Source organism: Denitrificimonas caeni DSM 24390, from assembly GCF_000421765.1.
In the GTDB taxonomy this organism is placed as follows: domain Bacteria; phylum Pseudomonadota; class Gammaproteobacteria; order Pseudomonadales; family Pseudomonadaceae; genus Denitrificimonas; species Denitrificimonas caeni.
Genome location: NZ_ATXQ01000001.1, coordinates 190,693 through 215,931 on the forward strand (window position 1 = coordinate 190,693; position 25,239 = coordinate 215,931).

Annotated in this window: 23 protein-coding genes; 13 read left to right on the forward strand and 10 right to left on the reverse strand. The window is 49.9% G+C overall.

Translation table 11 applies throughout. The annotated features are described in order from the left end of the window. Positions 1–76: 76 nt before the first annotated feature. From rapA to H591_RS0100855, 3 genes are all read left to right on the forward strand, one after another. Positions 77–2,950, forward strand: a complete 2,874-nt coding sequence (rapA, locus tag H591_RS0100845) for an RNA polymerase-associated protein RapA (RefSeq protein WP_022965048.1) — start codon at positions 77–79, stop codon at positions 2,948–2,950. Between the two features lie 78 nt (positions 2,951–3,028). Beyond that, positions 3,029–3,721 carry a tRNA (N6-threonylcarbamoyladenosine(37)-N6)-methyltransferase TrmO gene (gene tsaA, locus H591_RS0100850; RefSeq protein WP_028244083.1) on the forward strand — a complete coding sequence of 231 codons (693 nt, stop codon included), beginning with the start codon at positions 3,029–3,031 and terminating at the stop codon, positions 3,719–3,721. Positions 3,722–3,959: 238 nt separating this feature from the next. Then, the gene (locus H591_RS0100855; protein ID WP_022965050.1) at positions 3,960–4,955 is read left to right on the forward strand and encodes an amidohydrolase family protein; all 996 of its coding nucleotides are present in this window, start codon (positions 3,960–3,962) and stop codon (positions 4,953–4,955) included. Positions 4,956–5,124: 169 nt separating this feature from the next. Here H591_RS0100855 and rplS read toward each other — a convergent pair whose 3' ends face one another. From rplS to ffh, 5 genes are all read right to left on the reverse strand, one after another. After that, positions 5,125–5,478, reverse strand: coding sequence for a 50S ribosomal protein L19 (gene rplS / locus H591_RS0100860; protein ID WP_022965051.1), 354 nt, complete (start codon positions 5,476–5,478; stop codon positions 5,125–5,127). A 48-nt stretch (positions 5,479–5,526) separates the two neighbouring features. Next, the gene (gene trmD / locus H591_RS0100865) at positions 5,527–6,270 is read right to left on the reverse strand and encodes a tRNA (guanosine(37)-N1)-methyltransferase TrmD (RefSeq protein WP_022965052.1); all 744 of its coding nucleotides are present in this window, start codon (positions 6,268–6,270) and stop codon (positions 5,527–5,529) included. Positions 6,271–6,282: 12 nt separating this feature from the next. Continuing rightward, entirely contained in the window at positions 6,283–6,819 is a 537-nt protein-coding gene (gene rimM / locus H591_RS0100870; RefSeq protein WP_022965053.1) for a ribosome maturation factor RimM, read from the reverse strand. 6 nt (positions 6,820–6,825) lie between these two features. After that, positions 6,826–7,083, reverse strand: coding sequence for a 30S ribosomal protein S16 (gene rpsP / locus H591_RS0100875; protein WP_022965054.1), 258 nt, complete (start codon positions 7,081–7,083; stop codon positions 6,826–6,828). Between the two features lie 125 nt (positions 7,084–7,208). Beyond that, positions 7,209–8,588 carry a signal recognition particle protein gene (gene ffh / locus H591_RS0100880; RefSeq protein ID WP_022965055.1) on the reverse strand — a complete coding sequence of 460 codons (1,380 nt, stop codon included), beginning with the start codon at positions 8,586–8,588 and terminating at the stop codon, positions 7,209–7,211. Positions 8,589–8,762: 174 nt separating this feature from the next. Here ffh and H591_RS0100885 point away from each other — a divergent pair, with 174 nt between their 5' ends. After that, the gene (locus tag H591_RS0100885; protein ID WP_022965056.1) at positions 8,763–9,353 is read left to right on the forward strand and encodes a Maf family protein; all 591 of its coding nucleotides are present in this window, start codon (positions 8,763–8,765) and stop codon (positions 9,351–9,353) included. Positions 9,354–9,401: 48 nt separating this feature from the next. On the opposite strand, the gene H591_RS0100890 is transcribed toward H591_RS0100885, so the two are convergent. Next, positions 9,402–9,800 carry a YbaN family protein gene (locus H591_RS0100890; protein ID WP_022965057.1) on the reverse strand — a complete coding sequence of 133 codons (399 nt, stop codon included), beginning with the start codon at positions 9,798–9,800 and terminating at the stop codon, positions 9,402–9,404. 9 nt (positions 9,801–9,809) lie between these two features. Further along, on the reverse strand, positions 9,810–10,394 hold the full coding sequence (locus H591_RS0100895) for a UPF0149 family protein (RefSeq protein ID WP_022965058.1): 585 nt from the start codon (positions 10,392–10,394) through the stop codon (positions 9,810–9,812). Between the two features lie 165 nt (positions 10,395–10,559). On the opposite strand from H591_RS0100895, the gene recQ reads away from it, so the two are divergent. The 7 genes from recQ to H591_RS15940 all read left to right on the forward strand — a co-directional run bounded on the left by recQ (position 10,560) and on the right by H591_RS15940 (position 21,060). Continuing rightward, complete coding sequence (gene recQ, locus H591_RS0100900; RefSeq protein ID WP_022965059.1) at positions 10,560–12,707, forward strand: DNA helicase RecQ; 2,148 nt, start codon at positions 10,560–10,562, stop codon at positions 12,705–12,707. Between the two features lie 217 nt (positions 12,708–12,924). After that, positions 12,925–15,774: a valine--tRNA ligase gene (locus H591_RS0100905; protein WP_022965060.1), complete on the forward strand. Its 2,850-nt coding sequence runs from the start codon at positions 12,925–12,927 to the stop codon at positions 15,772–15,774. A 76-nt stretch (positions 15,775–15,850) separates the two neighbouring features. Next, positions 15,851–16,828: an ABC transporter substrate-binding protein gene (locus H591_RS0100910; protein WP_022965061.1), complete on the forward strand. Its 978-nt coding sequence runs from the start codon at positions 15,851–15,853 to the stop codon at positions 16,826–16,828. 69 nt (positions 16,829–16,897) lie between these two features. Next, entirely contained in the window at positions 16,898–17,788 is an 891-nt protein-coding gene (locus H591_RS0100915) for an ABC transporter permease (RefSeq protein ID WP_022965062.1), read from the forward strand. Position 17,789: 1 nt separating this feature from the next. Further along, the gene (locus H591_RS0100920) at positions 17,790–18,584 is read left to right on the forward strand and encodes an ABC transporter ATP-binding protein (RefSeq protein ID WP_022965063.1); all 795 of its coding nucleotides are present in this window, start codon (positions 17,790–17,792) and stop codon (positions 18,582–18,584) included. A gap of 1 nt (position 18,585) precedes the next feature. Continuing rightward, positions 18,586–20,415: an SLC13 family permease gene (locus H591_RS0100925; protein ID WP_022965064.1), complete on the forward strand. Its 1,830-nt coding sequence runs from the start codon at positions 18,586–18,588 to the stop codon at positions 20,413–20,415. Between the two features lie 354 nt (positions 20,416–20,769). After that, positions 20,770–21,060, forward strand: coding sequence for a hypothetical protein (locus tag H591_RS15940; protein ID WP_156853096.1), 291 nt, complete (start codon positions 20,770–20,772; stop codon positions 21,058–21,060). A 438-nt stretch (positions 21,061–21,498) separates the two neighbouring features. On the opposite strand, the gene dcd is transcribed toward H591_RS15940, so the two are convergent. Beyond that, on the reverse strand, positions 21,499–22,065 hold the full coding sequence (dcd, locus tag H591_RS0100930; protein WP_022965065.1) for a dCTP deaminase: 567 nt from the start codon (positions 22,063–22,065) through the stop codon (positions 21,499–21,501). Between the two features lie 319 nt (positions 22,066–22,384). Between dcd and H591_RS0100935 the strand changes: the two genes are divergently transcribed. Continuing rightward, on the forward strand, positions 22,385–22,594 hold the full coding sequence (locus H591_RS0100935; RefSeq protein ID WP_028244084.1) for a cold-shock protein: 210 nt from the start codon (positions 22,385–22,387) through the stop codon (positions 22,592–22,594). Positions 22,595–23,005: 411 nt separating this feature from the next. Here the strand turns inward: H591_RS0100935 and H591_RS0100940 are convergent, their stop codons facing one another. Then, a complete protein-coding gene (locus H591_RS0100940) occupies positions 23,006–23,299 on the reverse strand; it encodes a YcgL domain-containing protein (RefSeq protein ID WP_022965066.1) in 294 nt (97 codons plus the stop codon). Next, on the reverse strand, positions 23,296–24,423 hold the full coding sequence (gene rnd, locus H591_RS0100945; RefSeq protein WP_022965067.1) for a ribonuclease D: 1,128 nt from the start codon (positions 24,421–24,423) through the stop codon (positions 23,296–23,298). Before rnd ends, H591_RS0100940 begins: the two co-directional genes overlap by 4 nt. Before the next feature lie 166 nt (positions 24,424–24,589). Here rnd and uvrY point away from each other — a divergent pair, with 166 nt between their 5' ends. Next, positions 24,590–25,237: a UvrY/SirA/GacA family response regulator transcription factor gene (gene uvrY / locus H591_RS0100950; RefSeq protein ID WP_028244085.1), complete on the forward strand. Its 648-nt coding sequence runs from the start codon at positions 24,590–24,592 to the stop codon at positions 25,235–25,237. Positions 25,238–25,239: the final 2 nt, after the last annotated feature.

Below are 25,239 nucleotides of genomic sequence, written 5' to 3' on the forward strand. Positions count from 1 at the left end.
TCACAACGATTCAACCGTGTCCTATGCCTCAGTATCCGTTATCATAACGCGCTTTTTACATCACGCGGAGACAAGCATGACGCAGCAGTATCTACCTGGACAACGTTGGATCAGTGACGGCGAGGCTGAGCAAGGCCTTGGTACAGTTCTTACTTGCGATGGTCGTCTACTCACCATCCTTTACCCAGCGACGGGAGAAACTCGCCAATACTCGCAGCGCAATGCCCCGTTAACCCGCGTCCGCTTTGTACCCGGCGATGAAATCAGTCATTTTGAAGGCTGGACTTTAACTGTTCGCGAAGTCAGCGAAGTCGATGGATTACTGATCTACCAAGGCTTTAACAGTCAAAACGAAGACTGCGTGTTACCAGAAACGCAGCTCTCCAACTTTATTCAATTTCGCATGGCCAGCGATCGTTTAGTCGCAGGACAGGTCGATCCGCTGCCATGGTTTACCTTGCGCTACAACTCTCTGCAGCATAACAGCAAGCTGCAGCAGTCCAATCTCTGGGGTTTGGCCGGCGTGCGTGCGCAACCGATTGCCCACCAATTACACATTGCTCAAGAAGTCGCTGACCGTATTGCGCCACGGGTGTTACTGGCCGATGAAGTGGGTTTAGGTAAAACCATTGAAGCGGGTTTAATTATTCATCGCCAGTTACTCAGTGGTCGTGCCAGTCGTATTTTACTGATGGTGCCAGAAACTCTGCAGCATCAGTGGTTGGTGGAAATGCGCCGCCGCTTTAATTTAGACGTCGCACTGTTTGACGCTGAACGTTTTCAAGCTAGTGACGCTGATAACCCTTTTGAAGACTGCCAAATCGCTTTAGTGTCGATGAATTGGTTGATTGCAGACGAGCGTGCACAAAACGCCTTATGCGGCTGTGACTGGGACATTATGGTGGTCGATGAAGCTCACCACTTAGTTTGGCATCCTGAGCAATCCAGCCCAGCCTATCAACTGGTTGAAGCATTGGCGGGTATTACGCCGGGTGTGCTGTTACTCACTGCCACCCCTGAGCAACTGGGCCAAGACAGTCACTTTGCCCGCTTACGTTTGCTTGATCCACATCGTTTCCATGATTTAGCCGCTTTCCGTGAAGAGAGTCAGCACTATCAAGCGATTGCCGATGCGGTGCGCGAACTGCTGGATTTAACCCATCTCAGCGCCAGCGCAGAACAAACCATTAACACTTTTTTAGGTGATGACAGCCAAGCACTGATCAGCGCGTTTAACGCAGGCGATGCGCAAGCGGCGCCGCGTTTAATTCGCGAACTGCTCGATCGTCACGGCACCGGACGCTTATTATTCCGCAATACCCGTGCAGCGATTTCTGGCTTTCCAGAACGCAAGCTGCATTCTGCGCCTTTGCCTTGCCCCGATCAATATCTGGGTAATGCCGCAGAGTTGCAGGCGCAGCTGTATCCAGAGCTGCACATTAACGATCTAGCGATGATGTATCTGGATGAGACTGAAGACGCCAGCAGTGAAGAGCCTTGGTGGCAGTTTGATCCACGCGTGGAATGGTTACTCGAGACGTTAAAAGGACTCAAACAAGAAAAGGTTTTAGTCATTTGTGCCAACGCCACCACGGCACTTGATCTGGGCGATGCCATGCGCATTCGCTCAGGCATTCCGGCCACGACCTTCCATGAGGGTATGAGCATTATCGAGCGCGACCGCGCCGCAGCATGGTTTGCCGATGACGAGTTTGGCGCGCAAGTGATGTTCTGTTCAGAGATCGGCAGTGAAGGCCGTAACTTCCAATTCAGCCATCACTTAGTGTTGTTTGATCTACCGCAGCACCCTGATTTACTTGAACAGCGTATTGGCCGTCTCGACCGTATTGGTCAGCAGCACACCATTGAGATCCATGTGCCTTACTTTGTCGGTACTGGACAGCAACGGGTTTTTGAGTGGTATCACCAAGCACTTAACGCGTTCTTATCCACCTGCCCGACCGGTAATGCTTTGCAACTGCAGTTTAGCCAGCAGCTAGAGACGTTATTACTCGACACAGAAGATGAAAGCGCTTGGCTCGCTCTACTAGAAAACGCTGCTGCTGTGCGTGCAGAGTTGGAAAGTGAAATGGAAAAAGGTCGCGACCGTCTTCTGGAGATCAATTCCAGTGGCGCAGGCCGTGGTCAGGCCTTGGTTGAAGCCATTGAAGCGCAAGACGACACCTTCGAGCTGCCCATCTACATGGAGCAACTGTTTAATGCCTTTGGCATTGATAGCGAAGACCATTCTGATAACGCTTTAATTTTGCGTCCTAGCGAAAAAATGTTGGACGCCAGTTTCCCGCTCGGTGACGATGAGGCAGTGACCATCACCTACGATCGTGAACTGGCCTTAAGCCGCGAAGACATGCAATTTATCACTTGGGAACACCCCATGGTGCAAGGTGGTATGGATTTAGTGTTGTCGGGTTCAATGGGCAATACAGCGGTGGCTTTGTTAAAAAACAAAGCCATTAAAGCCGGCACCATGTTGCTTGAGCTGCTGTTTGTCAGCGAAGCGATTGCGCCGAAACACTTACAGCTTGGACGTTTCTTGCCCCCCATCGCCATGCGTTGCTTGCTCGATGATAAAGGTAATGATCTAGCCACTCGCGTCAGTTTTGAGACACTTAATGATCAACTGGAAAGCGTGCCGCGCTCCAGCGCCAGTAAGTTTGCCCGCGCTCAACGCGATACCTTATTGCGCTTAGTCGATACTGCCGAAGCCAATATGCAACCGCGCCACAACGAGCGTGTTGAGCAAGCCAGTGCGATTTTCTTGGCCAGTATGGAAGAAGAAATCGCCCGTCTCACTGCTCTGCAAGCGATTAACCCTAGCGTGCGCGATGAAGAAATCGACACCTTACGTGCTTACAAGGAGCAAGGTTTAAGTATGTTTGCTAAAGCCGCTTTGCGCCTGGAAGCCGTGCGAGTGTTGGTAGCAGGCTAAAATCTGTCGATGCTGCGCTTGAGTGACATTTACAGCGCAGCATCGGCTGTTCGTGGTAAATATTCTGGAGGCACGATCATGAGCTACACCGTCACGCCAATTGGCTATGTGCGTTCATGTTTTAAAGAAAAGTTTGCCATTCCACGCCAACCTTTATTAGCTCCAGCGGCGCAAGGCTGCATTGAGTTACTGCCGCCTTATGATCAGGCTGATGCGATCGCAGGCTTAGAAGATATCAGTCATATTTGGGTGATTTTTCTATTCCATAAAACCCTAGAAGACACGCCGCGTTTAAAGGTGCGTCCACCGCGTTTAGGCGGCAATAAGAGCATTGGTGTATTTGCCAGTCGCGCCACTCATCGCCCGAATGGTATTGGCCAGTCGGCTGTACGTTTAGAACGTGCAGAGCCTGGACGCTTGTGGATTTCTGGCATAGATTTGCTCGATGGCACGCCGGTACTGGATATCAAGCCTTATGTGCCTTATGCCGATAGTTTGTCTATGGCGCACAATGCCATTGCCGACAGTGCGCCGACTCTGATTACTGTGAGCTGGCAGCCGAATGCGTTACAGCAAGCTGAGCAACATGCACAGCGTTTACAGCAGCCGCTGATAGAGTTGATTGAGCAATGTTTAGCTCAAGACCCACGCCCCGCTTATCAACAGCCAACGCCAGAGCGTATGTATGGCGTGCAGTTTTATGATGTGCAGGTGCGCTGGCGATATTTAACCCTTGAGCAGATTGAAGTGATTGAAGTTTGTTTGGCTTAATGCCATTGCTGTGTTCGACCCAGCGCATTAAAACAGGCATCACTAGACAATTTTTGCCTCGCTCATCAACCACGTTAAAGCCCGCTAAATTCTTATTAGATCTCTACTTTTTAAAGCATCTCGAGAAAAATCACGATCCAAATACGCTATGCGCTTGATTTAAATACCGCTCATCACGAACTCTCACTCTCTAATTGCGTCTTATTTTTACAAGACCAATTAACAGGTTCGAATACCAATGAGAATTTCGCTATTTTTTATACTTCTACTCACTGCACAATTTGCACAAGCACGCAGCTATATTGACGGGCATCTCCATTATGTGGATTTCTTTCAAGAGTCAGAAGGGATGCAAGCTTTATTAAGCGCGATGGATCAAGGCAACATCAGTCATACAGCCATCATGGGCATACCTGTGGCGAAAAAATGGCAAGAAGATGAGCCAAAAAAACCACGCTATTACGCTGGTGACGATGCTGATCTGTATTGGTACAGCGCCACTGATTTTTACTTATTACATGCCATACAACAATTAAAACCTGAACAGAAAAAACGCTTCTTTCCATTTCTCTCCGGTTTTAATGCCAATGATAAAAACGCTGCCACTCACATTCGCCGAACCTTAAAAATGAATCCTGGTTTCTGGCAAGGTATTGGTGAGGTGTTTACTCGTCATGACGATGTCACCGCTTTGATGCAAGGCAATACGCCACGCGCAAATAACGAAGCAATGATGAAAGTCTATCGCGTTGCCGAAGAGTACGATCTACCGGTATTACTGCACAGCAACGTCACCTCAAAACGCGAACGCAATCCTTTATACCTTGAAGAGCTAGAGGAAGCGCTAAGCAAGAATCCTGATGTGCGTTTTATCTGGGCACATGCTGGAACCAGCATGGAACTTCACCGTCATCAGGAAGAATTAGATTTTCTGCATCCGTTAATTAAGCGTTTACTGGATGAGCACGACAACCTGTACATTGATTTATCTTGGACACTACTCGAACCTTATCTCCTCGACGCACAAGGCAAGCCTAATCCCAATTGGCTAAAGCTCTTCACTGACAACCCTACACGCTTTGTGCTTGGTAGTGATGTGGTTGGCCGCTTCTCTAATCTAGGCGAGACAATGAGCGGCTTTGAACCGGTATTAGAAGCCTTACCTAAAGACGTTGCACAGGCTATAGCAGAAGATAATTTTCTTAAGTTATTGCCAAAAAAAGAAGCTCAATAAAACTGAGCAGGGCTTATGCTGATCACGCGAACCCGCGACTGCTCAATGAATGCTTCTAAGTTGCTGGGATGAGCGCAATACTCGGGTGCAAACGCACGAAGGAGATTACTGCTATTGCAGAAACAACAAAGCAGCCCTTAGGCTGCTTTGTTTTGAAACACTGGACGAATTAACGTGCCAATTTTTCTTTAATACGCGCTGCTTTACCAGACAGAGCACGTAAGTAGTACAGTTTCGCCTGACGAACAACACCACGACGCTTAACAGTAATACTGTCAATCATTGGGCTGTAAGTCTGGAACGTACGCTCAACGCCTACGCCGCTAGAAATTTTACGAACAGTGAATGCACTGTTGATACCACGGTTACGCTTAGCAATTACAACACCTTCGTAGGCCTGTAAACGCTGACGCTCACCTTCTTTTACTTTTACTTGAACAATTACAGTGTCACCTGGGGCGAATACTGGAATTTCTTTGGTCATTTGTTCAGCTTCAAGCTGAAGAATAATTTTGTTCGTCATTCTGTGCTCCTGAAGGCAAATCCTTATGATTTACCATCGATACGTTAATTAACTATCGTTCTGCCGACGAAAGTACTCGTCCAACAGCATTTTCTCTTCTCCAGAAAGCGAGCGGCTATCCAGAAGATCAGCGCGACGCTCTGCAGTACGCCCTAAGGCTTGTTGCAATCGCCAGCGCCGGATATGTTCATGGTTGCCACTGAGCAGCACTTCAGGAACATCTTTGCCTGCATACCTAACCGGTCGCGTGTAATGCGGGCAGTCGAGAAGACCATCGCTAAATGAATCTTCTTGCGCGGAATCTGCATGGTTTAATGCCCCAGGCAGCAACCGCGTTACAGCATCAATCAGCACCATTGCCGGTAGCTCGCCACCAGACAACACATAATCGCCAATTGACCACTCTTCATCGACGTAGGTTTCAATAAAACGCTCGTCAATGCCTTCATAGCGACCCGCAATCAGAATTAAATTATCCTGCTTGGCTAACTCGCTGACCGCGTCTTGTTTAAGCTGACGGCCTTGCGGCGACAGGTAAATAACCTTAGCCGGCCCTCCAATCGATTGCTTAGCCGCAGCTAATGCATCCTCAAGAGGCTTGATCTTCATCACCATGCCTGGACCACCACCGAAAGGTCGGTCATCCACTGTTTGGTGTCGATCCTCAGTAAAGCTACGGGGATTCCAGCAATTAAGCTCTAATAACCCTTGCGATACTGCACGACTGGTAATGCCATACTCGGTAATCGCAGCAAACATCTCAGGAAAGAGACTGATAACTTCAACGCGCAAGGCATTTACTCATTAAAAATCCGCATCCCATTCGACATGCATCTCGCCTGCTGTCAAATCCACCGACTGCACACAATGCTGCGTATACGGCAGCAATCGCTCTTGATCATCAATGCTGCCAGCACAAGGCTTAACAACAAGGACATCATTCGCGCCAGTCTCTAATAAATGGTCAACAATCCCAAACAACTGCTGGTCTTGATTGATCACCTTTAAACCTTCAAGTTGATGCCAGTACAACTCATCGTCCGCTAACTCAGGCAATTCACTACGCAGTATGCAAATCTCGTAACCGGTAAATGTTCGTGCAATTTCACGATCATCAAGGCCTTCGATTTTTGCTGCAAGCGCTTTACCCTGGATACGTCCGCTGGCCAACTTAACTTGCTTAATCTCATTGTCACGGCGCAATTGCCAGACAGGATAATCAAGCAGATTTTCCATCGGTTCAGTAAAAGAATGCACCTTTACTTCACCACGCACACCGTGCACCGCACCGATTTTGCCGATAACGACCAGATCATCTGCTGCAGGAGGCGTTTTACTCATAGCCAATTAAGCAGTAGCTTGAGTGGTAGCAGCAGTTTTCAACAGTTGCGCAACGCGCTCTGAAGGCTGTGCACCCTTGCTTAACCAGTAAGTAGCGCGCTCTTGGTTTACAGACAAACGTACTTCACCACCAGTTGCAACTGGGTTGAAGAAACCGATGCGCTCTACGAAACGGCCATCACGTGCAGTGCGGCTGTCAGCTACAGTCAGATGGTAGAAAGGGCGCTTTTTAGAGCCACCACGAGCTAAACGAATAGTTACCATTAAAGTTTTTTCCTTTAAGATTATTACAAACAATACGAACCAAAGACATGCATGGCCCGAAAGGCCGCATATTCTAAGGTTTATCTGCCCCGTTGCATAGGGCTATTTTGCACTCCAGTGCGTGTTTACATCTTGGGCATCCCGCCTGCCCCAGGCATCATTCCACCAAGACCGCGCATCATCTTGCTCATGCCGCCCTTGGTAGTGAATTTTTTCATCATCTTTTGCATCTGTTTATGTTGCTTAATCAGACGACCGACGTCCTGCACCTGTGTGCCAGAACCCATGGCAATACGACGACGGCGCGAACCACTGATAATTTCAGGGTCACGGCGCTCAGCTGGCGTCATCGAGTTAATGATCGACTCCATCTGTTTAAACTGCTTTTCAGCTGCACCTTGCGCGCCACCCATCTGCGATAAATTCATACCGCCCATGTTCGGCATTTTCTCTAACAGGCCGCCCATGCCGCCCATTTTATTCATCTGCTGCAGCTGATCACGGAAATCTTCCAGATCAAAACCCTTACCTTTCTTCAGTTTTTTGGTAAGTTTTTCTGCTTTTTCTTTATCAATGGTTTGCTCAGCTTGCTCAATTAAGCTGAGAACATCACCCATACCCAAAATACGTGAAGCAATACGATCGGGATGGAATGGGTCTAAGGCATCGGTTTTCTCGCCCATACCCAAGAACTTAATCGGCTTACCCGTGATTGCTCGCACCGACAGCGCCGCACCACCACGGGCATCACCGTCGACTTTAGTTAACACCACACCGGTTAGCGGCAAGGCATCATTAAAGGCTTTCGCAGTATTGGCCGCATCTTGACCGGTCATGGCATCAACCACAAACAGCGTCTCAATCGGATTGATCGCTGCGTGCAACTGGCTAATTTCCGCCATCATTTCGCTATCAATAGCTAAACGACCAGCGGTATCCACCAGTACCACGTCAATAAACTTAAGCTTGGCTTCTTTAATCGCTGCCAGCGCAATGTCTTGCGGCTTTTGACTGATGTCAGATGGGAAGAAGGTGACGCCGACTTCATTGGCCAAGGTTTCCAACTGCTTAATCGCTGCAGGACGATAAACGTCAGCAGACACCACCATTACAGTTTTCTTTTTGCGCTCTTTTAAGAAGCGCGCCAGCTTAGCAACGGTGGTGGTTTTACCCGCACCTTGCAAACCGGCCATTAAAATCACCGCAGGCGGCGTCGCATTCAGCGCCAAGTCTTCGTTGGCCGCGCCCATTAAGCTTTCTAGTTCAGCCTGAACAATTTTAATAAAGGCTTGGCCTGGCGACAGACTGCGCGAGACTTCAACACCAACGGCGCGATCACGCACCGAGTTAACAAAGTCTTTCACCACCGGCAAGGCGACATCAGCCTCAAGCAACGCCATGCGCACTTCACGTAAGGTGTCTTTGATATTGTCTTCGCTCAGACGTGCTTTACCAGTGACATGGCGTAGCGTCTGCGCAAGGCGATCAGATAAATTGTCGAACATACAAAGCCCTCAACATGGTGCGGCAACAGTGAGCGTTTAGCATTAAGCTCAGCGATTAATAAACTGTTACACAGCGGTTGTTTCTAGAATCGGCAGAGTATAACCGATCCTGCGCGTCGCGACAGCGTCTGCGAAGCAGTTGCGTTAAACTGCCACTCTTATTTAGGAGTCGTTATGCCATCAACTTTACCGCCGATTGTATTGGCGTCCAGTTCAAGCTACCGCCGCGAACTGCTGACGCGCTTACAACTGCCCTTCACCTGCCACAGCCCTGACATTGATGAAACGCCACAAGCCAATGAATCAGCGCAGGCTTTGGTACAGCGTTTAGCCCTGAGCAAAGCCCGCGCACTAGCGCAGCATTACCCACAGCACATTATTATTGGCTCTGATCAAGTAGCTGTGCTCGACGGCAAGATTATTGGCAAACCCTTGCACGCAGAAGGCGCCACGCAACAATTGAGCGCCGCCAGTGGCCGCAGCCTGGTGTTTTTAACTGGTCTGGCGGTGATTGATACGCGCACACAAATTGAGCAGGTTGATTTGGTGCCTTTTACTGTGCACTTTCGCACCCTTAACGCGGCGCAAATTCAGCGTTATATCGCAGCTGAGCAGCCCTTTGATTGCGCCGGCAGTTTTAAGTCGGAAGGGTTAGGCGTGAGCTTATTTCAAGCCACCGAAGGCAGCGACGCCACCAGTTTGGTTGGTTTACCACTGATTCGTCTCTGCGATATGCTCAATGTTTGCGGGATTGCCGTGCCATAAACTCTTCGCCCAGCAAGAAAGCCTGCCAGCATTTATAGAACATAAGATTTATAGAGCGCGGGTTTTCTGCTTAAGAATATAGACAGTCACACAGACAGCACTGACCAGCATAAAGACACGCACCCACGGCAGAGGCACAATCCACATGGAAAAGCTGATGCTCGCCCACATCAACACCAGCGCCCAGATTTTACCTTTGAGCGGCAAACCTTGACCGTCTAAATAGTCGCGTACCCAAGGCCCAAGCTTTGGATGCAACACCAGCCATAAATAGAAGCGTTTGGAACTGCGCGCAAAACAGGCGGCAGCCAGTAACAGAAAAGGTGTAGTGGGCAAAACCGGCAAGAAAATACCAATCACTCCCAAAGCAACACTTAAACAACCACAGGCAAACAGCACATAACGCAGAGTAGGACTACGTGCTTGCCGCTGCCGTGGCTCATGCATGGCAGCGAATTAATGACGCGGCTTGAGTAGCACTGGTTTTTCTTCAGGTGCCTGGCACAACAAGAACAGTGCCGTCAGCACTTCTGGGATCTGATCAACCATGCTGTCGACCAAATCAAGGTCTTTAGCGATTTCCGCAAAGTCTGGCTGCTCATCAAACAAACCAGACGCCACCATAATAGGTAGCAACAGCTCACTGACTTCATCTTCAGCATCTTCAAACCAAACTTCTTCGCGCAGGAAGATGCCTTCCATAAAGCCGACGCACCAGCCGCGCAAATCAGAATCATCGGGCTCTTCACCTAGATCCAATTCACATGGCAGCACCATATCGTCATCACTGGCTAACTGGCGCTCAATTTGCGCCTTGAGCTGTAATAATCCAGCGGTGATATCAGCTTCTTCCGCCTCATCGCGATAACGGGGTGATTCTGCAAATAACGCTTCAATCCATTCTTCAGCCGGAACGGGTTCAGGACAAATAGACAGCGCGGTCAAGTAACCGTGCGCAGCAATATAATCAAGCGCCTCGTCGTGCAGTTCGTCAGCATCGAGGAAAGCTTGCAGGCGGATCTGTTGCTCAGCGAGGGACATGCGTGATTACCATAGATAAAGAATTGAACCTAGATTGTAGTCTAGCTCTGCAATAACAGCTAGAGATTGGCGTGATCTTGCTCTACAGAAGCGTTAAAGATTTTGCCCTTACCGTGCCTGCTCATAAATTACAGGTATAATGCGCAGCTTGATTTGGAGAACGGCATGCAAAATCAGGCGTTACAAACGCTAAAAAGTGTTTTTGGCTACGACGCATTTCGCGGTCATCAATCGGCAATTATTCAACGTATTTGTGCAGGCGATGATGCACTCGTGTTGATGCCTACCGGTGGCGGTAAATCCTTATGCTATCAACTGCCAGCGCTGCTGCTTGACGGTTTAACCGTCGTAGTCTCGCCACTGATTGCCTTGATGCAAGATCAGGTGGCCAGCTTAGAAGAGCTGGGCATTCCTGCTGCCGCGCTCAATTCCTCACTGAGCAACGATGAGCAGCGCGAGATTGCCGATCGCCTGCGTCGCCATGAAATCAAACTGTTGTATTTAGCCCCTGAGCGTTTAGTGCAGCCGCGCATGCTGGCGTTTCTCCAGCACTTGCCAATCAGTCTGTTTGCCATTGATGAAGCGCACTGTGTTTCGCAGTGGGGTCATGATTTTCGCCCTGAATATTTGCAACTGGGGCAACTGGCTGAGCTGTTCCCGAATGTGCCACGGATCGCGCTGACGGCCACCGCCGACAAGCGCACCCGCGAAGAAATCATCAATCGCCTGTACTTACAAAAAGCCGAATGTTTTCTCTCAAGCTTTGACCGCCCCAATATTTTTTATCGCATTACTCCCAAAGACAATCCACGCAAACAGTTGCTGGATTTCTTAGCGCAGCGCAAAGGCGACGCCGGGATTATTTATTGTTTATCGCGTAAAAGTGTTGAGGCCACCGCCGAGTTTCTCAGCAGCAAAGGCTTTCCAGCGCTGCCCTACCATGCCGGCCTTGATGGTAGTTTACGTGCATTCCACCAGAAACGTTTTCTCAATGAAGAAGGCTTGATTATGGTGGCTACCATTGCCTTCGGCATGGGCATTGATAAATCCAACGTGCGCTTTGTTGGCCATCTTGATTTGCCTAAGTCACTGGAAGCTTACTACCAAGAAACTGGTCGCGCCGGACGTGATGGTCTGCCCGCTGACGCGTGGATGGTTTACGGTTTACAAGATGTACTGATGCTCAAGCAAATGCTCGGCAACTCCGAAGGCGATGAGCGCCATAAGCGCGTTGAGCAGCACAAGCTCGAAGCGATGCTGGCTTTATGCGAAGAAACTCGCTGTCGTCGTCAAGCGCTACTGGCGTACTTTGATGAAGACTTACCGCAACCCTGCGGGCATTGCGATAACTGCATTGATACCATTGAAACTTGGGATGGCACTGACGCCGCGCGCCAAGCCCTTTCTGCGATTCATCGTACCGGCCAGCGTTATGGTGTCGGTTATTTATCCGATGTTTTGCAAGGCCGTGAAAATGATCGCGTCCGTGCACTTGGCCACCAACACCTCAGCGTGTTTGGCATTGGCAAGGCACTCAATGACCATCAATGGCGCTCGCTGTTTCGACAGTTGGTGGCGCGCAGCTTGATTGATGTCGATGTTGAAGGCTTTGGCGGACTGCGTCTCTCCGAAAGCTGCCGACCCTTATTGCGCGGCGAAACCACATTATTATTACGCCGTGACCTCACGCCACAAAACAAAGCACCGCGCAGCTCCAGCCAAGCCAGTCAATTGGTGCGCGGCGAAGAACGCGAAATGTGGGAAGCGCTGCGCACCCTACGTCGTCAACTGGCCGAAGAACATAGTGTGCCGCCTTATGTCATCTTCCCGGATTCGACATTATTAGAAATGCTGCGCGAGCAACCTGAAGACCTTGACGACATGGCGCAAATCAGCGGTGTCGGCGCACGTAAACTGGAGCGCTACGGCGCAGCTTTCCTTAAAGTCCTCAACCAGACTGAGGCGCCCGCCAGTGCGCCAGCGGCACCGAACAGCCAAGACTTACGTCATGAACTGGTGACTTTAGCGCGCAGCGGTATGACTCCAGAGCAAATTTCCCAGCAAATGCAATGCAGCCTAAAGAATGTTTACACGCTAATGGCACAAGCCATTGCCGCAAACTTATTAAGCCTTGAGCAAGCATTGGATCTACCCGAAGAACTGCTGGGGGATATTCAAGATGCATTTTTACAAGGCGATGGTGATTTACCCAGCGTGGCCAGCATCGCCGAACAATTCACTCCGCAGATTGAGGAAGGCGTGCTGTATTGCGTACGCGCTGCTCTGCAAGCTGAGTTTGGTGAATCGCTGTAGCACTCGCTCACCTTCAGAGCGCTACAGCCTTAGTTAAATCAATACCCGTAACCCATTGCTAATCGCAAAGAAAATACGTCATAAATGCTGAATTAATGCTTCTTCTGCCATCACTTGTCAGCAAAAGCTGCAGCTTGATCTATGGCCAAGCCGCGTTTGGCGGTATACTTTGCGGTTTTCCGATTAGCCGTCTTCTATTTAGGGGTCCCGCCGCACTATGGATAAGACCTATCAGCCGCACGCCATTGAAAGCACTTGGTACCAAACTTGGGAAACCAATCAATACTTTGCGCCCCAAGGTTCTGGTCAACCGTACACCATTATGATTCCGCCGCCGAACGTCACCGGCAGCTTGCATATGGGTCATGGTTTTAATAACGCCATTATGGATGCGCTGATTCGTTACCGCCGTATGCAAGGCCGTAACACCCTTTGGCAGCCGGGTACTGACCACGCAGGTATCGCCACGCAAATGGTGGTTGAGCGTCAGCTGGCCGCTCAAGGTCAAGACCGTCATGATCTCGGCCGCGAAGCCTTCCTAGAAAAAGTTTGGGAATGGAAAGAGCAATCCGGTGGCACCATCACTCGCCAGATTCGTCGTTTAGGCAGTTCGGTGGATTGGTCTCGTGAGCGCTTCACCATGGATGACGGCATGTCAGACGCGGTACAAGAAGCCTTCGTGCGCCTGCATGAAGACGGCTTGATTTACCGTGGCAAACGTTTGGTCAACTGGGATCCTAAATTCCACACCGCAATTTCTGACCTTGAAGTGGAAAACCACGACGAGAAAGGTCATTTGTGGAACCTGCGCTACCCTCTGGCTGACGGTGCCAAAACTGCTGAAGGTAAAGACTACCTAGTCGTTGCCACCACGCGTCCTGAAACCATGCTCGGTGACAGTGCGGTTGCCGTGCATCCAGAAGATGAGCGCTATAAAGCCCTGATCGGCTCCTTTATTGATCTGCCTTTAGTTGGCCGTCGTATCCCCATTGTTGGCGATGATTACTGTGACCCGGAGTTTGGTACCGGTTGTGTAAAAATCACTCCGGCCCATGACTTCAATGACTATGAAGTGGGCAAACGTCACAACCTGCCGTTAATTAACATTCTTGACCAAGATGCTGCAGTGTTAGCAGTCGCGCAGATTTTCAATGCCGACGGCTCGGTCAATGACTCGCTAGATAACAGCCTACCAGCCGAATTTGCTGGCCTTGATCGTTTCGAAGCACGCAAACAAATTGTCGCAGCGTTACAAGCCGCCGATTTACTAGTGAGCATTGATGATCACGCACTGAAAACGCCACGCGGCGACCGCTCTGGCGCAGTGATCGAGCCTTGGTTAACTGACCAATGGTACGTATCAACTAAGCCACTCGCCGAGCCTGCCATTGCTGCCGTAGAAGACGGTCTTATTCAGTTTGTACCCAAGCAATACGAGAACATGTATTTCAGTTGGATGCGTGACATTCAAGACTGGTGCATCAGCCGCCAACTGTGGTGGGGCCATCGTATTCCAGCCTGGTATGACGATGCTGGCAATGTGTATGTTGGTCGCAACGAAGCAGAAGTACGCACAAAACATAATCTTGGTGATATTAATCTGCGCCAAGACAATGATGTACTGGATACCTGGTTCAGCTCAGGCTTATGGACCTTCTCAACTTTAGGCTGGCCAGAACAAACTGATTACCTGAAAACCTTCCACCCAACCGATGTGTTGGTGACAGGTTTTGACATCATCTTCTTCTGGGTCGCGCGCATGATCATGCTGACCATGCACCTGATCAAAAATGAAGATGGCACACCACAGATTCCGTTTAAAACCGTATATGTGCATGGCTTAGTGCGTGACAGCCAAGGCCACAAGATGTCTAAATCCAAAGGCAACGTTCTGGATCCTTTGGACATTATTGACGGTATCGATCTGGAAACTTTGGTCGACAAACGCACCAGCGGCATGATGCAGCCACAAATGGCCAAAGCCATTGAAAAACAAACCCGCGAAGAGTTTGCTGAAGGCATTGCCAGTTACGGCACCGATGCGTTGCGTTTCACATTTTTATCACTGGCTTCAACTGGCCGTGATGTGAAGTTCGATATGGGCCGCGTCGATGGCTACCGCAACTTCTGTAATAAAATCTGGAACGCTGCGCGCTATGTAATGATGCAGTGCGAAGAGCAAGATTGCGGCCTTGACGGCCAAGCAGTGGAACTGACCGTAGCTGACCGCTGGATTATTTCGCAACTACAACGCACTGAAGCAGAAGTCGCCCGTCAACTGGACAACTTCCGTTTCGATCTGGCCGCGCAAGCCCTGTATGAGTTTATTTGGAACCAATATTGCGACTGGTACTTAGAGCTATCTAAGCCGGTACTCTGGGATAAAGAAGCGCCAATCGAGCGCACCCGCGGCACACGCCGTACTTTAGTACGGGTACTGGAAGCAGCGCTGCGTTTAGCACATCCTTTTATGCCTTTTATCACCGAAGAAATTTGGCAGCGGATCGCGCCAATGGCAGGCAAAAATGGCGATACCATTATGCTGCAGCCCTTCCCTGCTGCCGATGATAATGCCATTGATGCACAAGCCGAAGGCGATATCGAATGGCTGAAAGAGCTGATGTTGGCGCTGCGTAATATTCGCGCAGAAATGAACATTGGTCCAGGCACACCGATTCCGCTGTACTTGGGTAACAGCACTGCTGAAGACCTGCGCCGTTTAGAGGTCAATAGCGTGACTCTAAATAAACTGGCCAAACTGGAATCAGTGACTTTATTAGCCGCTGATCAAGAAGCGCCGATGTCAGCCACCGCCTTAGTCGGTGAAATGCAGGTGCTGGTGCCGATGGCCGGTTTGATTGATACAAAAGCAGAACTGGCTCGCCTGGATAAAGAGATGCAACGTTTAAGTGGTGAAATTAAACGCGTCTCTGGCAAACTCGCTAACCAAGGCTTTGTCGCCAAAGCGCCAGCCGATGTCATTGAAAAAGAACGTGCTAAGCAAGCCGATTTCGAGCAAGCTCTAGCAAGGCTTACTGAACAACATACGCGTATTGCCAGCTTGTAATCAGCTGGCTTATTCCTAGACAAGAACTGGGGTTGAACTGGCATACTGCCAGCAACCCCATCAGAGGCATGAAAACATGACTACGTTATCCAAAAAAGCGTTGCTCACGCTCAGTGCACTAACCTTAGCCATGAGCGCATCATTCGGCGCTTTAGCAGAATCTGTTAAATCCGTTGCGGTCACTGCAATTGTTGAGCACCCTGCGCTCGACTCAGTACGCGACGGTGTACTCGATGCATTAAAAGAAGCCGGTTACAGCGAAGGTAAAAACCTTAAGTGGCAATACCAAAGCGCGCAAGGCAACACCGGCACTGCCGCGCAAATCGCGCGCAAATTTATTGGCGACCAGCCAGACGCCATCGTTGCCATTGCCACCCCATCCGCACAAGCGGCAGTGGCTGGCACTAAACGTATTCCGATTGTTTTCTCAGCAGTGACCGATCCTGTTGAAGGTCAACTGACGCCAAGCTGGGAAGCCAGCGGCACTAACGTTACCGGTGTTTCTGACGTACTCGAGCTCGGTAAGCAAATGGAACTGGTCAAGCAGATCGTGCCTAATGCCACTCGCATCGGCATGGTATTCAACCCAGGCGAAGCCAATTCCGTCGCTGTGGTGACCGCGCTGAAAAAAATCCTGCCGCAATACGGCCTAACTTTGGTCGAAGCTGCAGCGCCGCGTTCAGTTGATGTGGGTACTGCAGCACGCAGTCTCGTCGGTAAAGTTGATGTGATTTACACCAACACCGATAACAACGTGGTCTCTGCTTATGAAGCCTTAGTGAAAGTCGGTAACGACATGAAAATCCCTTTGATTGCTTCGGATACCGACAGCGTCAAGCGTGGCGCGATTGCTGCACTCGGCGTTAACTACCGGGAACTGGGCCAACAAACCGGCCGTATTGTGGTACGTATTTTAAATGGCGAAAAACCAGGCGACATCAAGCCTGAAACCAGTGAAAACATTCAGCTATTTGTTAATTTAGCCGCGGCTGAAAAACAAGGCGTAACCTTGTCGCCAGAGCTGCTTGATAGCGCTGCTGAAGTGATTCGTTAATACCCTGTCGCACCCCGAGTACTGCAAAGTGCTCGGGGTATTTTTATTTAGCCTTTGGTCAACCTGCCCATGTCCCTGTTTTCAATGTTTGGTGCCCTTGAGATCGGTTTGATCTTTAGTCTAGTGGCACTCGGGGTGTTTATCTCCTTCCGCTTATTACGTTTTCCTGATTTAACCGTTGATGGCAGCTTCCCTTTGGGCGGCGCTGTTGGCGCATTATGCATTTCCAGCGGCATGGACCCTTTTCTGGCCACCGCACTGGCAGCTTTAGCCGGCGCCGGCGCAGGTGTCATCACGGCAATTTTGAACGTGCATTTAAAAATCATGGATCTGTTAGCCAGTATCCTGATGATGATTGCCCTGTACTCGATCAACCTGCGCATTATGGGCAAGCCAAACATTCCACTAATCATGGAGCCGACGGTATTTACCATTCTTGAGCCAAGCTGGCTGATTGACTATATCGCGCGTCCAGTGATTCTAATTATTGTGGTACTGCTCGCTAAATTGGCGCTCGATGCTTACTTTTCTACTCGCCAAGGCTTGGCGATTCGCGCCACCGGTTCCAACCCTCGCATGGCGCGTGCGCAAGGCGTTAATACGGGTGCGATGATTATTTTAGGCATGGCCATTTCCAATGGTTTAGTCGGTCTGGCCGGTGCGCTGTTTGCGCAAAGCCAGGGCGGTGCAGATATCTCGATGGGTATCGGTACCATCGTGATTGGTTTGGCCGCAGTGATTGTCGGTGAAAGTATTCTGCCATCACGCAAACTGTTCTTTGTCACCTTAGCTGTAGTCTTGGGCGCAATTGTTTACCGCTTCTTTATTGCTCTGGCGCTCAATAGCGACTTTATTGGCCTGCAAGCGCAAGACCTCAACTTAGTCACTGCGTTATTGGTCACCTTTGCTCTCGTCATTCCACTGATCAAACAGCGTATGTCACGCCGCAAGAGGGTTTAAGATGCTTAAAGCAAATGATTTACACATCACCTTCAACCCCGGCACTCCGATTGAAACCCGTGCGCTGTGCGGCTTATCTCTGCAAATTCCGACAGGCCAGTTTGTCACCGTAATTGGCACCAATGGCGCAGGCAAGTCAACCTTTCTCAATGCGATTTCCGGTGATTTAGCGATCGATAGCGGCAGTATTTTAATCGACGATATTGATGTCACTGATCAGCCGGTCTGGGCGCGTGCTAAACAAGTGGCGCGGGTTTTCCAAGACCCAATGGCCGGCACCTGCGAAGACCTAACCATTGAAGAAAATATGTCGCTGGCCGAGCAGCGCGGACAACGTCGCGGCTTAAGTCGTGCAGTCAAAACTTCGCAGCGCGCAGGCTTTCGTGAGCATCTGGCCACCTTAGGCCTGGGCTTAGAAAACCGTTTGCATGACCGCATTGGCTTATTGTCCGGCGGTCAACGCCAAGCCGTGAGTTTGTTAATGGCGGCGCTACGACCTTCACAAATTCTATTGCTGGATGAGCACACAGCCGCGCTCGACCCCCGCACGGCTGACTTTGTCTTGCAACTGACGCAACGCATCGTCACCGAAAAACAACTGACCACCATGATGGTTACCCACAGCATGCGCCAAGCACTGGATGTCGGCGATCGCACCATTATGCTGCACCAAGGCCAAGTGGTACTGGACGTTAGCGGCGAACAACGCAAAGGACTCGATGTACCGGATTTGCTAGCTATGTTCGAAAAAGTACGCGGCGAGAAGCTTGCCGACGACGCTTTACTGCTGAGCTAAGATGAACCTGCAGCTGGGCGTGGTATTACTGCTTCTGCTCCTAGCAGTGGTGTTATTTGTGCGCAACAAACCACGCATGGATGTCGTCGCACTGCTGATGATTGTCACGCTGCCATTGACTGGCGTGCTCACCGTACAAGAAACGCTGGCCGGTTTCAGCGATCCCAGCGTGGTGGTGATTGCCGCCCTCTTCGTGATCGGCGAAGGCTTAGTGCGCACCGGAATTGCCTATCAACTCGGCGAACGCTTAATGCATCGCGCCGGCAGCAGTGAAACCCGTTTAATTGTCTTGCTAATGCTGACCGTTGCCGGTCTCGGCTCGGTGATGAGCTCAACCGGTGTCGTTGCCATTTTTATTCCGGTGGTACTGAGTATTGCCGCACGTCTAAAAATCCCGCCCAGTCGTTTAATGATGCCACTTAGCTTTGCTGGCTTAATCAGCGGCATGCTGACCTTGGTGGCGACGCCGCCGAACATGGTGGTGCACAGTGAGCTGGTGCGCGCAGGCTATGCTGGTTTTAGTTTTTTCGCTTTCGCGCCCATTGGCTTAACTATTTTGGTCTTAGGCATCGCTTACATGCTGCTGACTCGACACTGGCTCGCGCGCACAGACAGCGACAGCAGTGCCAGTGAGGCAAGGCATAGCATTGCTGATCTGGTGCGCGAATACCGTTTAGCGGGCCGCGAACGCCGCTTGCGTGTGCGAGCCAATTCGGTGCTCACTGGCCAAACCCTCGACGAATTACAGCTGCGTAAGCAATACGGCATCAATGTCATTGCAGTAGAACGCCAACGCCGTTTTCGTCGCACTTTGCTCGGTGCAACGGGCAGCACGGAACTGCGCGCCGGCGATATTTTACTGGTCGATTTAGTCAGCCCAACCATTGACCTGCTCAACTCTTACTACGAGTTGGGTGTTGAGCCTGTTGCAATGCAAAGCAGCTATTTTAGTGATCACCATCGCTCACTGGGTGTTGCCGAAGTCATGCTGCCTCCGGACTCGCGCCTTGCAGGAAAAACCATTCAAGAGTTAGGTTTTCGCACCCACAGGAAACTCAATGTGATTGGCTTGCGGCGAAATCAGCAGGCCTTAGACGGTCTGTTAGTCGATGAAAAACTACAAGCCGGTGACACCTTACTGGTCGCCGGAAACTGGCAGCACATTCGTAAGCTGCAAGGTCATAGCCGTGACTTTTTAGTATTGAGTTTACCGGCAGAAGTGGATGATGTTGCACCTGCTCTGAGCCAAGCACCGCATGCTCTATTCAGCCTTGCCGTGATGATTATATTAATGGTCACAGGTTTGGTGCCTAACGTTTTAGCGGTACTGATTGGTTGTTTACTGATGGGCGCGTTTCGCTGTATCGATATGGACAGTGCTTATCGTTCGATTCATTGGCAAAGTATTTTACTGATTGTAGGGATGTTGCCTTTTGCCCTGGCTTTACAAAAAACAGGGGGTATTGATTTAGCCGTAGAAGGTTTACTCAGCCTGTTTGGCAATGCTGGTCCACGGATGATTCTGGCGATTCTTTTTGTGGCGACAGCGGTGATTGGTTTGTTCATCTCCAATACTGCCACTGCCGTGCTGATGGCACCGGTCGCCATCGCGAGTGCGCAAGCGATGCAAGCCTCTCCTGCCCCTTTCGCGATGATCGTCGCACTAGCAGCCTCAGCAGCCTTTATGACGCCTATTTCTTCACCGGTGAACACGTTGGTACTCGGTCCCGGCCAATACCGCTTTGGCGACTTCGTGCGTATCGGTGTGCCCTTTACGGTTCTGGTCATGCTCACCAGCGTCATCCTGGTGCCTGTGTTGTTTCCGCTTTAGCGTCATTAGATCATTAAGCACGCTATACGCATGTCGTACAGCACACTGAGATTCTCTACTTACTCAAAAAGCATTAAGCATGCAATGCACATGTCGTACCGCACCAGTGTCGCTCTTCCCTCAATGCGCCGTCCGGGCGCAATTCGGGCGCTACGCCATCCGTGGCTGCGCTTGCCACGGCACTGATGCAGCACTCATTGATCATAGGTGTGGTTTGCAGGTTTTCTATACGACGCTTGTTGGTGTATCTGTCTACTCTAAAAGCATTACGCACGCCCTGCGCATGCCGTACCGCACCAGTGTCGTTCTTCCCTCAATGCGCCGTCCGGACGCAATTCGGGCGCTACGCCATCCGTGGCTGCGCTTGCCACTGCACTGATGCAGCACTCATTGATCATAGGTGTGGTTTGCAGGTTTTCTATACGACGCTTGTTGGTGTATCTGTCTACTCTAAAAGCATTACGCACGCCCTGCGCATGCCGTACCGCACCAGTGTCGTTCTTCCCTCAATGCGCCGTCCGGGCGCAATTCGGGCGCTACGCCATCCATGGCTACGCTTGCCACGACACTGATGCGGCACTCATTGATCATAGCGGTGGTTTGCAGGTCTTATATATTGGTGCTTTGCGCATTTTAAAGCTCTAAGCATGCAGTGCACGTGCCGTATCGCAGACAAAACATATTCTGCTATTGGTTCGCTTAAACCGCGATAGTGTTAACAACGCAGATGGTCAACGAGTACTTCGGGGTGGGTGTGGAAAGCAGCGCCAGGGATGGCGCAGCCCGGAGTTGAACCCTGGATGGGTTCATCGACGGATGAACACCAGCCCCGAAGTACGATGCGTACAACACTCAATTACTCAACACTCAACATCAACAGATGCGCCCAAGTCTTTTGCGGGCGGGCCGCCCGCGCTCCCAAGCCGAGCACAGCACTGACTATTACGAAATAGCGAAAATGCAGACAATAAAAAACGGCAGACTGCTCGCACAGCCTACCGTTTCAGAAAACACTCAACTAAAAATCATGATGCAGCTTAAATAATTCACTTAGCTTGATTATTTGCGCTGTATTACCCGCATTTAAGCACGCGGCAGAGTCACGCCACGCTGGCCTTGGTACTTACCATTACGGTCCTTATAAGAGACTTCACACTCTTCATCAGACTCAAAAAACAGCATCTGCGCAACACCCTCATTGGCGTAAATCTTTGCCGGCAAGGTTGTAGTATTCGAGAACTCAAGCGTCACATGACCTTCCCACTCAGGCTCAAGCGGCGTCACGTTGACAATAATACCGCAGCGCGCATACGTACTTTTACCCAAACAAATCGTCAGCACATTACGCGGAATCCGGAAAAACTCCACCGTACGCGCCAAGGCAAATGAGTTAGGCGGAATAATACACACAGGCCCTTTAACATCGACAAAACTCTTCTCATCAAAATTTTTCGGGTCAACCGTCACCGAATGCAAATTGGTAAATACCTTAAACTCATCAGCACAGCGCACATCATAACCATAGCTAGAAACACCATACGAAATCAGGCGCTCAGCGCCCTCAGTACGTACTTGGCGCTCCACAAAAGGCTCAATCATGCCGTGCTCTTGCGCCATACGACGAATCCACTTATCGGACTTTATGCTCATGCAGACCTTCCTAAAATTCAAGGGTATTAAGGCAGTAAAAAATTTGCCCATAGTCTACCTACATACGCCATTACATTACACAACAAAGAGTGTGCTCTAAAACTCAAAAACCTAGCCTTTTGGATAAATACTAAAATAATGCTGGCACTTAAGTGAAAATCGGGTAAAGTACATCTCACTGCTGCTGCATGTGTAACCGTGAATCAATATATGTTTAGATCTCGATCCAATCATTGCTACGACTCCTGTAACTCCTTGCGCTCAGTATCATCTTGGGCTCAGCCTAAGTATAAATTTACTTCGTACAAGGAGACATACAATGTCTAATCGCCAAACTGGTGTAGTTAAATGGTTTAATGATGAAAAAGGCTTCGGCTTCATCACTCCACAATCAGGTGACGATCTTTTCGTTCACTTCCGCGCTATCCAAAGCGACGGTTTCAAAAGCCTGAAAGAAGGCCAGTCTGTATCTTTCGTAGCTGCTCGCGGCCAGAAAGGTATGCAAGCTGAAGAAGTTCAAGTTATCTAATAACTTGCACCTCTTAAAAAAAACCCGCTTCGGCGGGTTTTTTTATACCTAAAAATCTTATAGCAACGTAAACAGCCATACCCTCTTCGCAACCAACTCGCTATTAGGCTGGCACAATCCCAAAGAGGCACAACGCATCCTGTGCTAAAAATTATTCAAAAAGACTTTCTATCAAAAATACTCGGACAATATTTTGCAGGCAAGCTGTGCGGGCGAGCCGCCCGCGCTCCCAACGCAAAGATAGGCAACAACCTCAATGCTCAATAAGCACCTCGCTATTGCTGTGGCAAGCGTAGCCAAGGATGGCGAAGCGCCCGAATCGAACCCTGGACGGGTTCGCTGAGGGATAAAACAGCAGTAGCGAGGTGCGACAACTAAAAACCAACCGTTATAATTCGGTAACAAATTCAGTTACATCGGATCATTGCGATGCAATAACTCGTCCGGCCAATGCTGCAAGTACTCATCTTCTGGCGGCGGCATCTGTAAGTGATAGCCCTGTCCATCAAGATTGCGCAAAACCTGAGCAATATCCTCACGCACCAACGTGCGCTCTGGTGTTAAGACCAAATCAAACGCATGCTTGGGTGCGCCAAACAACTCTAGCAGAGGCGCAGGTACACGACGTAACGCATCTGCGCGCAACACATACAGATACATCCCCATCTTTTTAGAGCTGTGGTAAACCGAACAAATCCGTTTCACATTGATTCCTCAGCCAAGCAGGCTAACAAAGCATCACCCATCAATTCACGACGCCAGCCTTGCAAGCTATCTGGCAATGCATAAGGCCCATGCGGATAACCGCTGCGCAATAACTCTTCAAGAATCTTCTTACGCAGCATCAACTCAGGCGCAATATCCAACTCGACACCCAGCGCCAAACCTATCTTACGTAAGGTTTTTAACACCTTAGCAGCCTCAATCGGTAATGGCTCAGGCAACGCCTCAGGCCACTTCTGCTCAGGAAGACTACGAGCATGGGCAATCAGCTTTAACAAAGTCGACCCTTCATTGCGCACAATACGCGGATGCATGTCTTCTAATTTCGCCAAGTGTTGTAAATCTTTCGGCTGCTCATGAGCCAATGCCCAGAGCGTTGACTCACGGACAATGCGATTGCGCGGCACATCTCTTAACTTTGCCTGCTGTTCACGCCACGCCGACAGCTCACGTAATACCGCCAATTGCTGCGGCGTGAGCTTCCAAGCCAGTTTTACCCCACGCCACAACTCATAAGGATCAGTCTCTTGCCCATAAGCACCCACCAAGAATGCGCCATCCTCAAGCACCCAGGCATACTTTTGCTCAGACAACTGCGCCACCAATGCCTGATAGACATCCACTAAGTACGCCGTATCTTGCGCGGCATACAGCACTTGCAAATCACTTAATGGTCGCTGCAGCCAATCAGACCGTGTTTCACCTTTAGGCAGTTCAATATCCAACACATGCTGAACTAAGCGCGAATAGCCCATGGAAAAACCAATATTCAAATAACCTGCGGCCACTTGCGTATCGAACAATGGCACCGGTAAAGCGCCTGTTAGCAACGAAAAGACCTCTAGGTCTTCACCACAAGCATGCAAAACTTTCACCACGTGCTGATTACTAAACACCTGCGCCAATGGCTGCCAAGCATTAATCAACAGCGGATCAATTAAAAATGTCGATACGCCATCGCTGACCTGCAGTAACCCGGCAATTGGATAAAAAGTATCAACGCGAATAAACTCAGTATCAAGCGCTATAAATGGCAATGTATTCCAGTGCGCGCAATGCTCAGCCAGCTCGGCATCACTGGTAATCCAGTTAATCTGTATTGTCACAATGGTGACTCCTTAAAATTCATGCGCAGTATACAATTGTCGGCACTGCTTAAACACACTACTCTGATCAACGCTGCATGTGGCAAGACAAATAGCCTGCAGCACAGTTGGTGCTGGGCACAACGCACGTTACAATCAAACAAATCATTCGATGCTGAGGTGGCGCTTGATCAAACTGTTATTGGTTGATGACCATGATTTAGTACGAACGGCCATTGCTCGAACGCTTAGCGACAGCAGCGATCTTAACGTGGTTGGCGAGGCCAGCAGTGGCGAGCAAGCCTATAACATGGTGCGTGAATTGCTGCCTGACGTTGTTTTGATGGACATTCGTATGCCAGGCATCGGTGGCTTAGAGGCTACACGAAAAATCAAGCAGCGCTTTCCTCAAGTAAAAATTTTGGCTTTGTCAGCTTGCGATGAAGAACCCTTTCCTACCCGATTATTACAAGCTGGAGCCAGCGGCTACCTCACTAAAGGTGTGTGCATCGAGGAAACCATCCGCGCAATTCGCCAAGTGGCGGCAGGTCATCATTATTTAAGCTCAGACATCGCACAGCAAATGGCCCTTAAAGCCTATGACAAAAAACAACTGGACAACCCTTTTGATCAGCTATCTGAACGTGAAATGCAAATTTCACTGATGATCGCCAGTGGCCAGAAAATTCAAGTGATTTCTGACTTACTCTGCGTATCACCGAAGACGGTTAACACCCACCGTTACCGTATTTTCAGTAAGCTCAACATTGAGAACGACGTAGAACTGGCTTTATTAGCCGTGCGTCATAATCTTGTTGAAAACTCCAACACTTAAGC

Excerpts from the sequence above, each read along its gene's own strand:
- tsaA (WP_028244083.1), top strand. The coding sequence starts at position 3,029 with ATGAGCTACACCGTCACGCCAATTGGCTATGTGCGTTCATGTTTTAAA.
- rplS (WP_022965051.1), bottom strand. The coding sequence starts at position 5,478 with ATGACGAACAAAATTATTCTTCAGCTTGAAGCTGAACAAATGACCAAA.
- rpsP (WP_022965054.1), bottom strand. The coding sequence starts at position 7,083 with ATGGTAACTATTCGTTTAGCTCGTGGTGGCTCTAAAAAGCGCCCTTTC.
- H591_RS0100920 (WP_022965063.1), top strand. The coding sequence starts at position 17,790 with ATGCTTAAAGCAAATGATTTACACATCACCTTCAACCCCGGCACTCCG.
- H591_RS0100895 (WP_022965058.1), bottom strand. The coding sequence starts at position 10,394 with ATGTCCCTCGCTGAGCAACAGATCCGCCTGCAAGCTTTCCTCGATGCT.
- H591_RS0100910 (WP_022965061.1), top strand. The coding sequence starts at position 15,851 with ATGACTACGTTATCCAAAAAAGCGTTGCTCACGCTCAGTGCACTAACC.
- H591_RS0100905 (WP_022965060.1), top strand. The coding sequence starts at position 12,925 with ATGGATAAGACCTATCAGCCGCACGCCATTGAAAGCACTTGGTACCAA.
- H591_RS0100925 (WP_022965064.1), top strand. The coding sequence starts at position 18,586 with ATGAACCTGCAGCTGGGCGTGGTATTACTGCTTCTGCTCCTAGCAGTG.
- rimM (WP_022965053.1), bottom strand. The coding sequence starts at position 6,819 with ATGAGTAAAACGCCTCCTGCAGCAGATGATCTGGTCGTTATCGGCAAA.
- ffh (WP_022965055.1), bottom strand. The coding sequence starts at position 8,588 with ATGTTCGACAATTTATCTGATCGCCTTGCGCAGACGCTACGCCATGTC.
- H591_RS0100885 (WP_022965056.1), top strand. The coding sequence starts at position 8,763 with ATGCCATCAACTTTACCGCCGATTGTATTGGCGTCCAGTTCAAGCTAC.
- rapA (WP_022965048.1), top strand. The coding sequence starts at position 77 with ATGACGCAGCAGTATCTACCTGGACAACGTTGGATCAGTGACGGCGAG.
- dcd (WP_022965065.1), bottom strand. The coding sequence starts at position 22,065 with ATGAGCATAAAGTCCGATAAGTGGATTCGTCGTATGGCGCAAGAGCAC.
- H591_RS0100855 (WP_022965050.1), top strand. The coding sequence starts at position 3,960 with ATGAGAATTTCGCTATTTTTTATACTTCTACTCACTGCACAATTTGCA.
- H591_RS0100935 (WP_028244084.1), top strand. The coding sequence starts at position 22,385 with ATGTCTAATCGCCAAACTGGTGTAGTTAAATGGTTTAATGATGAAAAA.
- recQ (WP_022965059.1), top strand. The coding sequence starts at position 10,560 with ATGCAAAATCAGGCGTTACAAACGCTAAAAAGTGTTTTTGGCTACGAC.
- H591_RS0100890 (WP_022965057.1), bottom strand. The coding sequence starts at position 9,800 with ATGCATGAGCCACGGCAGCGGCAAGCACGTAGTCCTACTCTGCGTTAT.
- H591_RS0100915 (WP_022965062.1), top strand. The coding sequence starts at position 16,898 with ATGTCCCTGTTTTCAATGTTTGGTGCCCTTGAGATCGGTTTGATCTTT.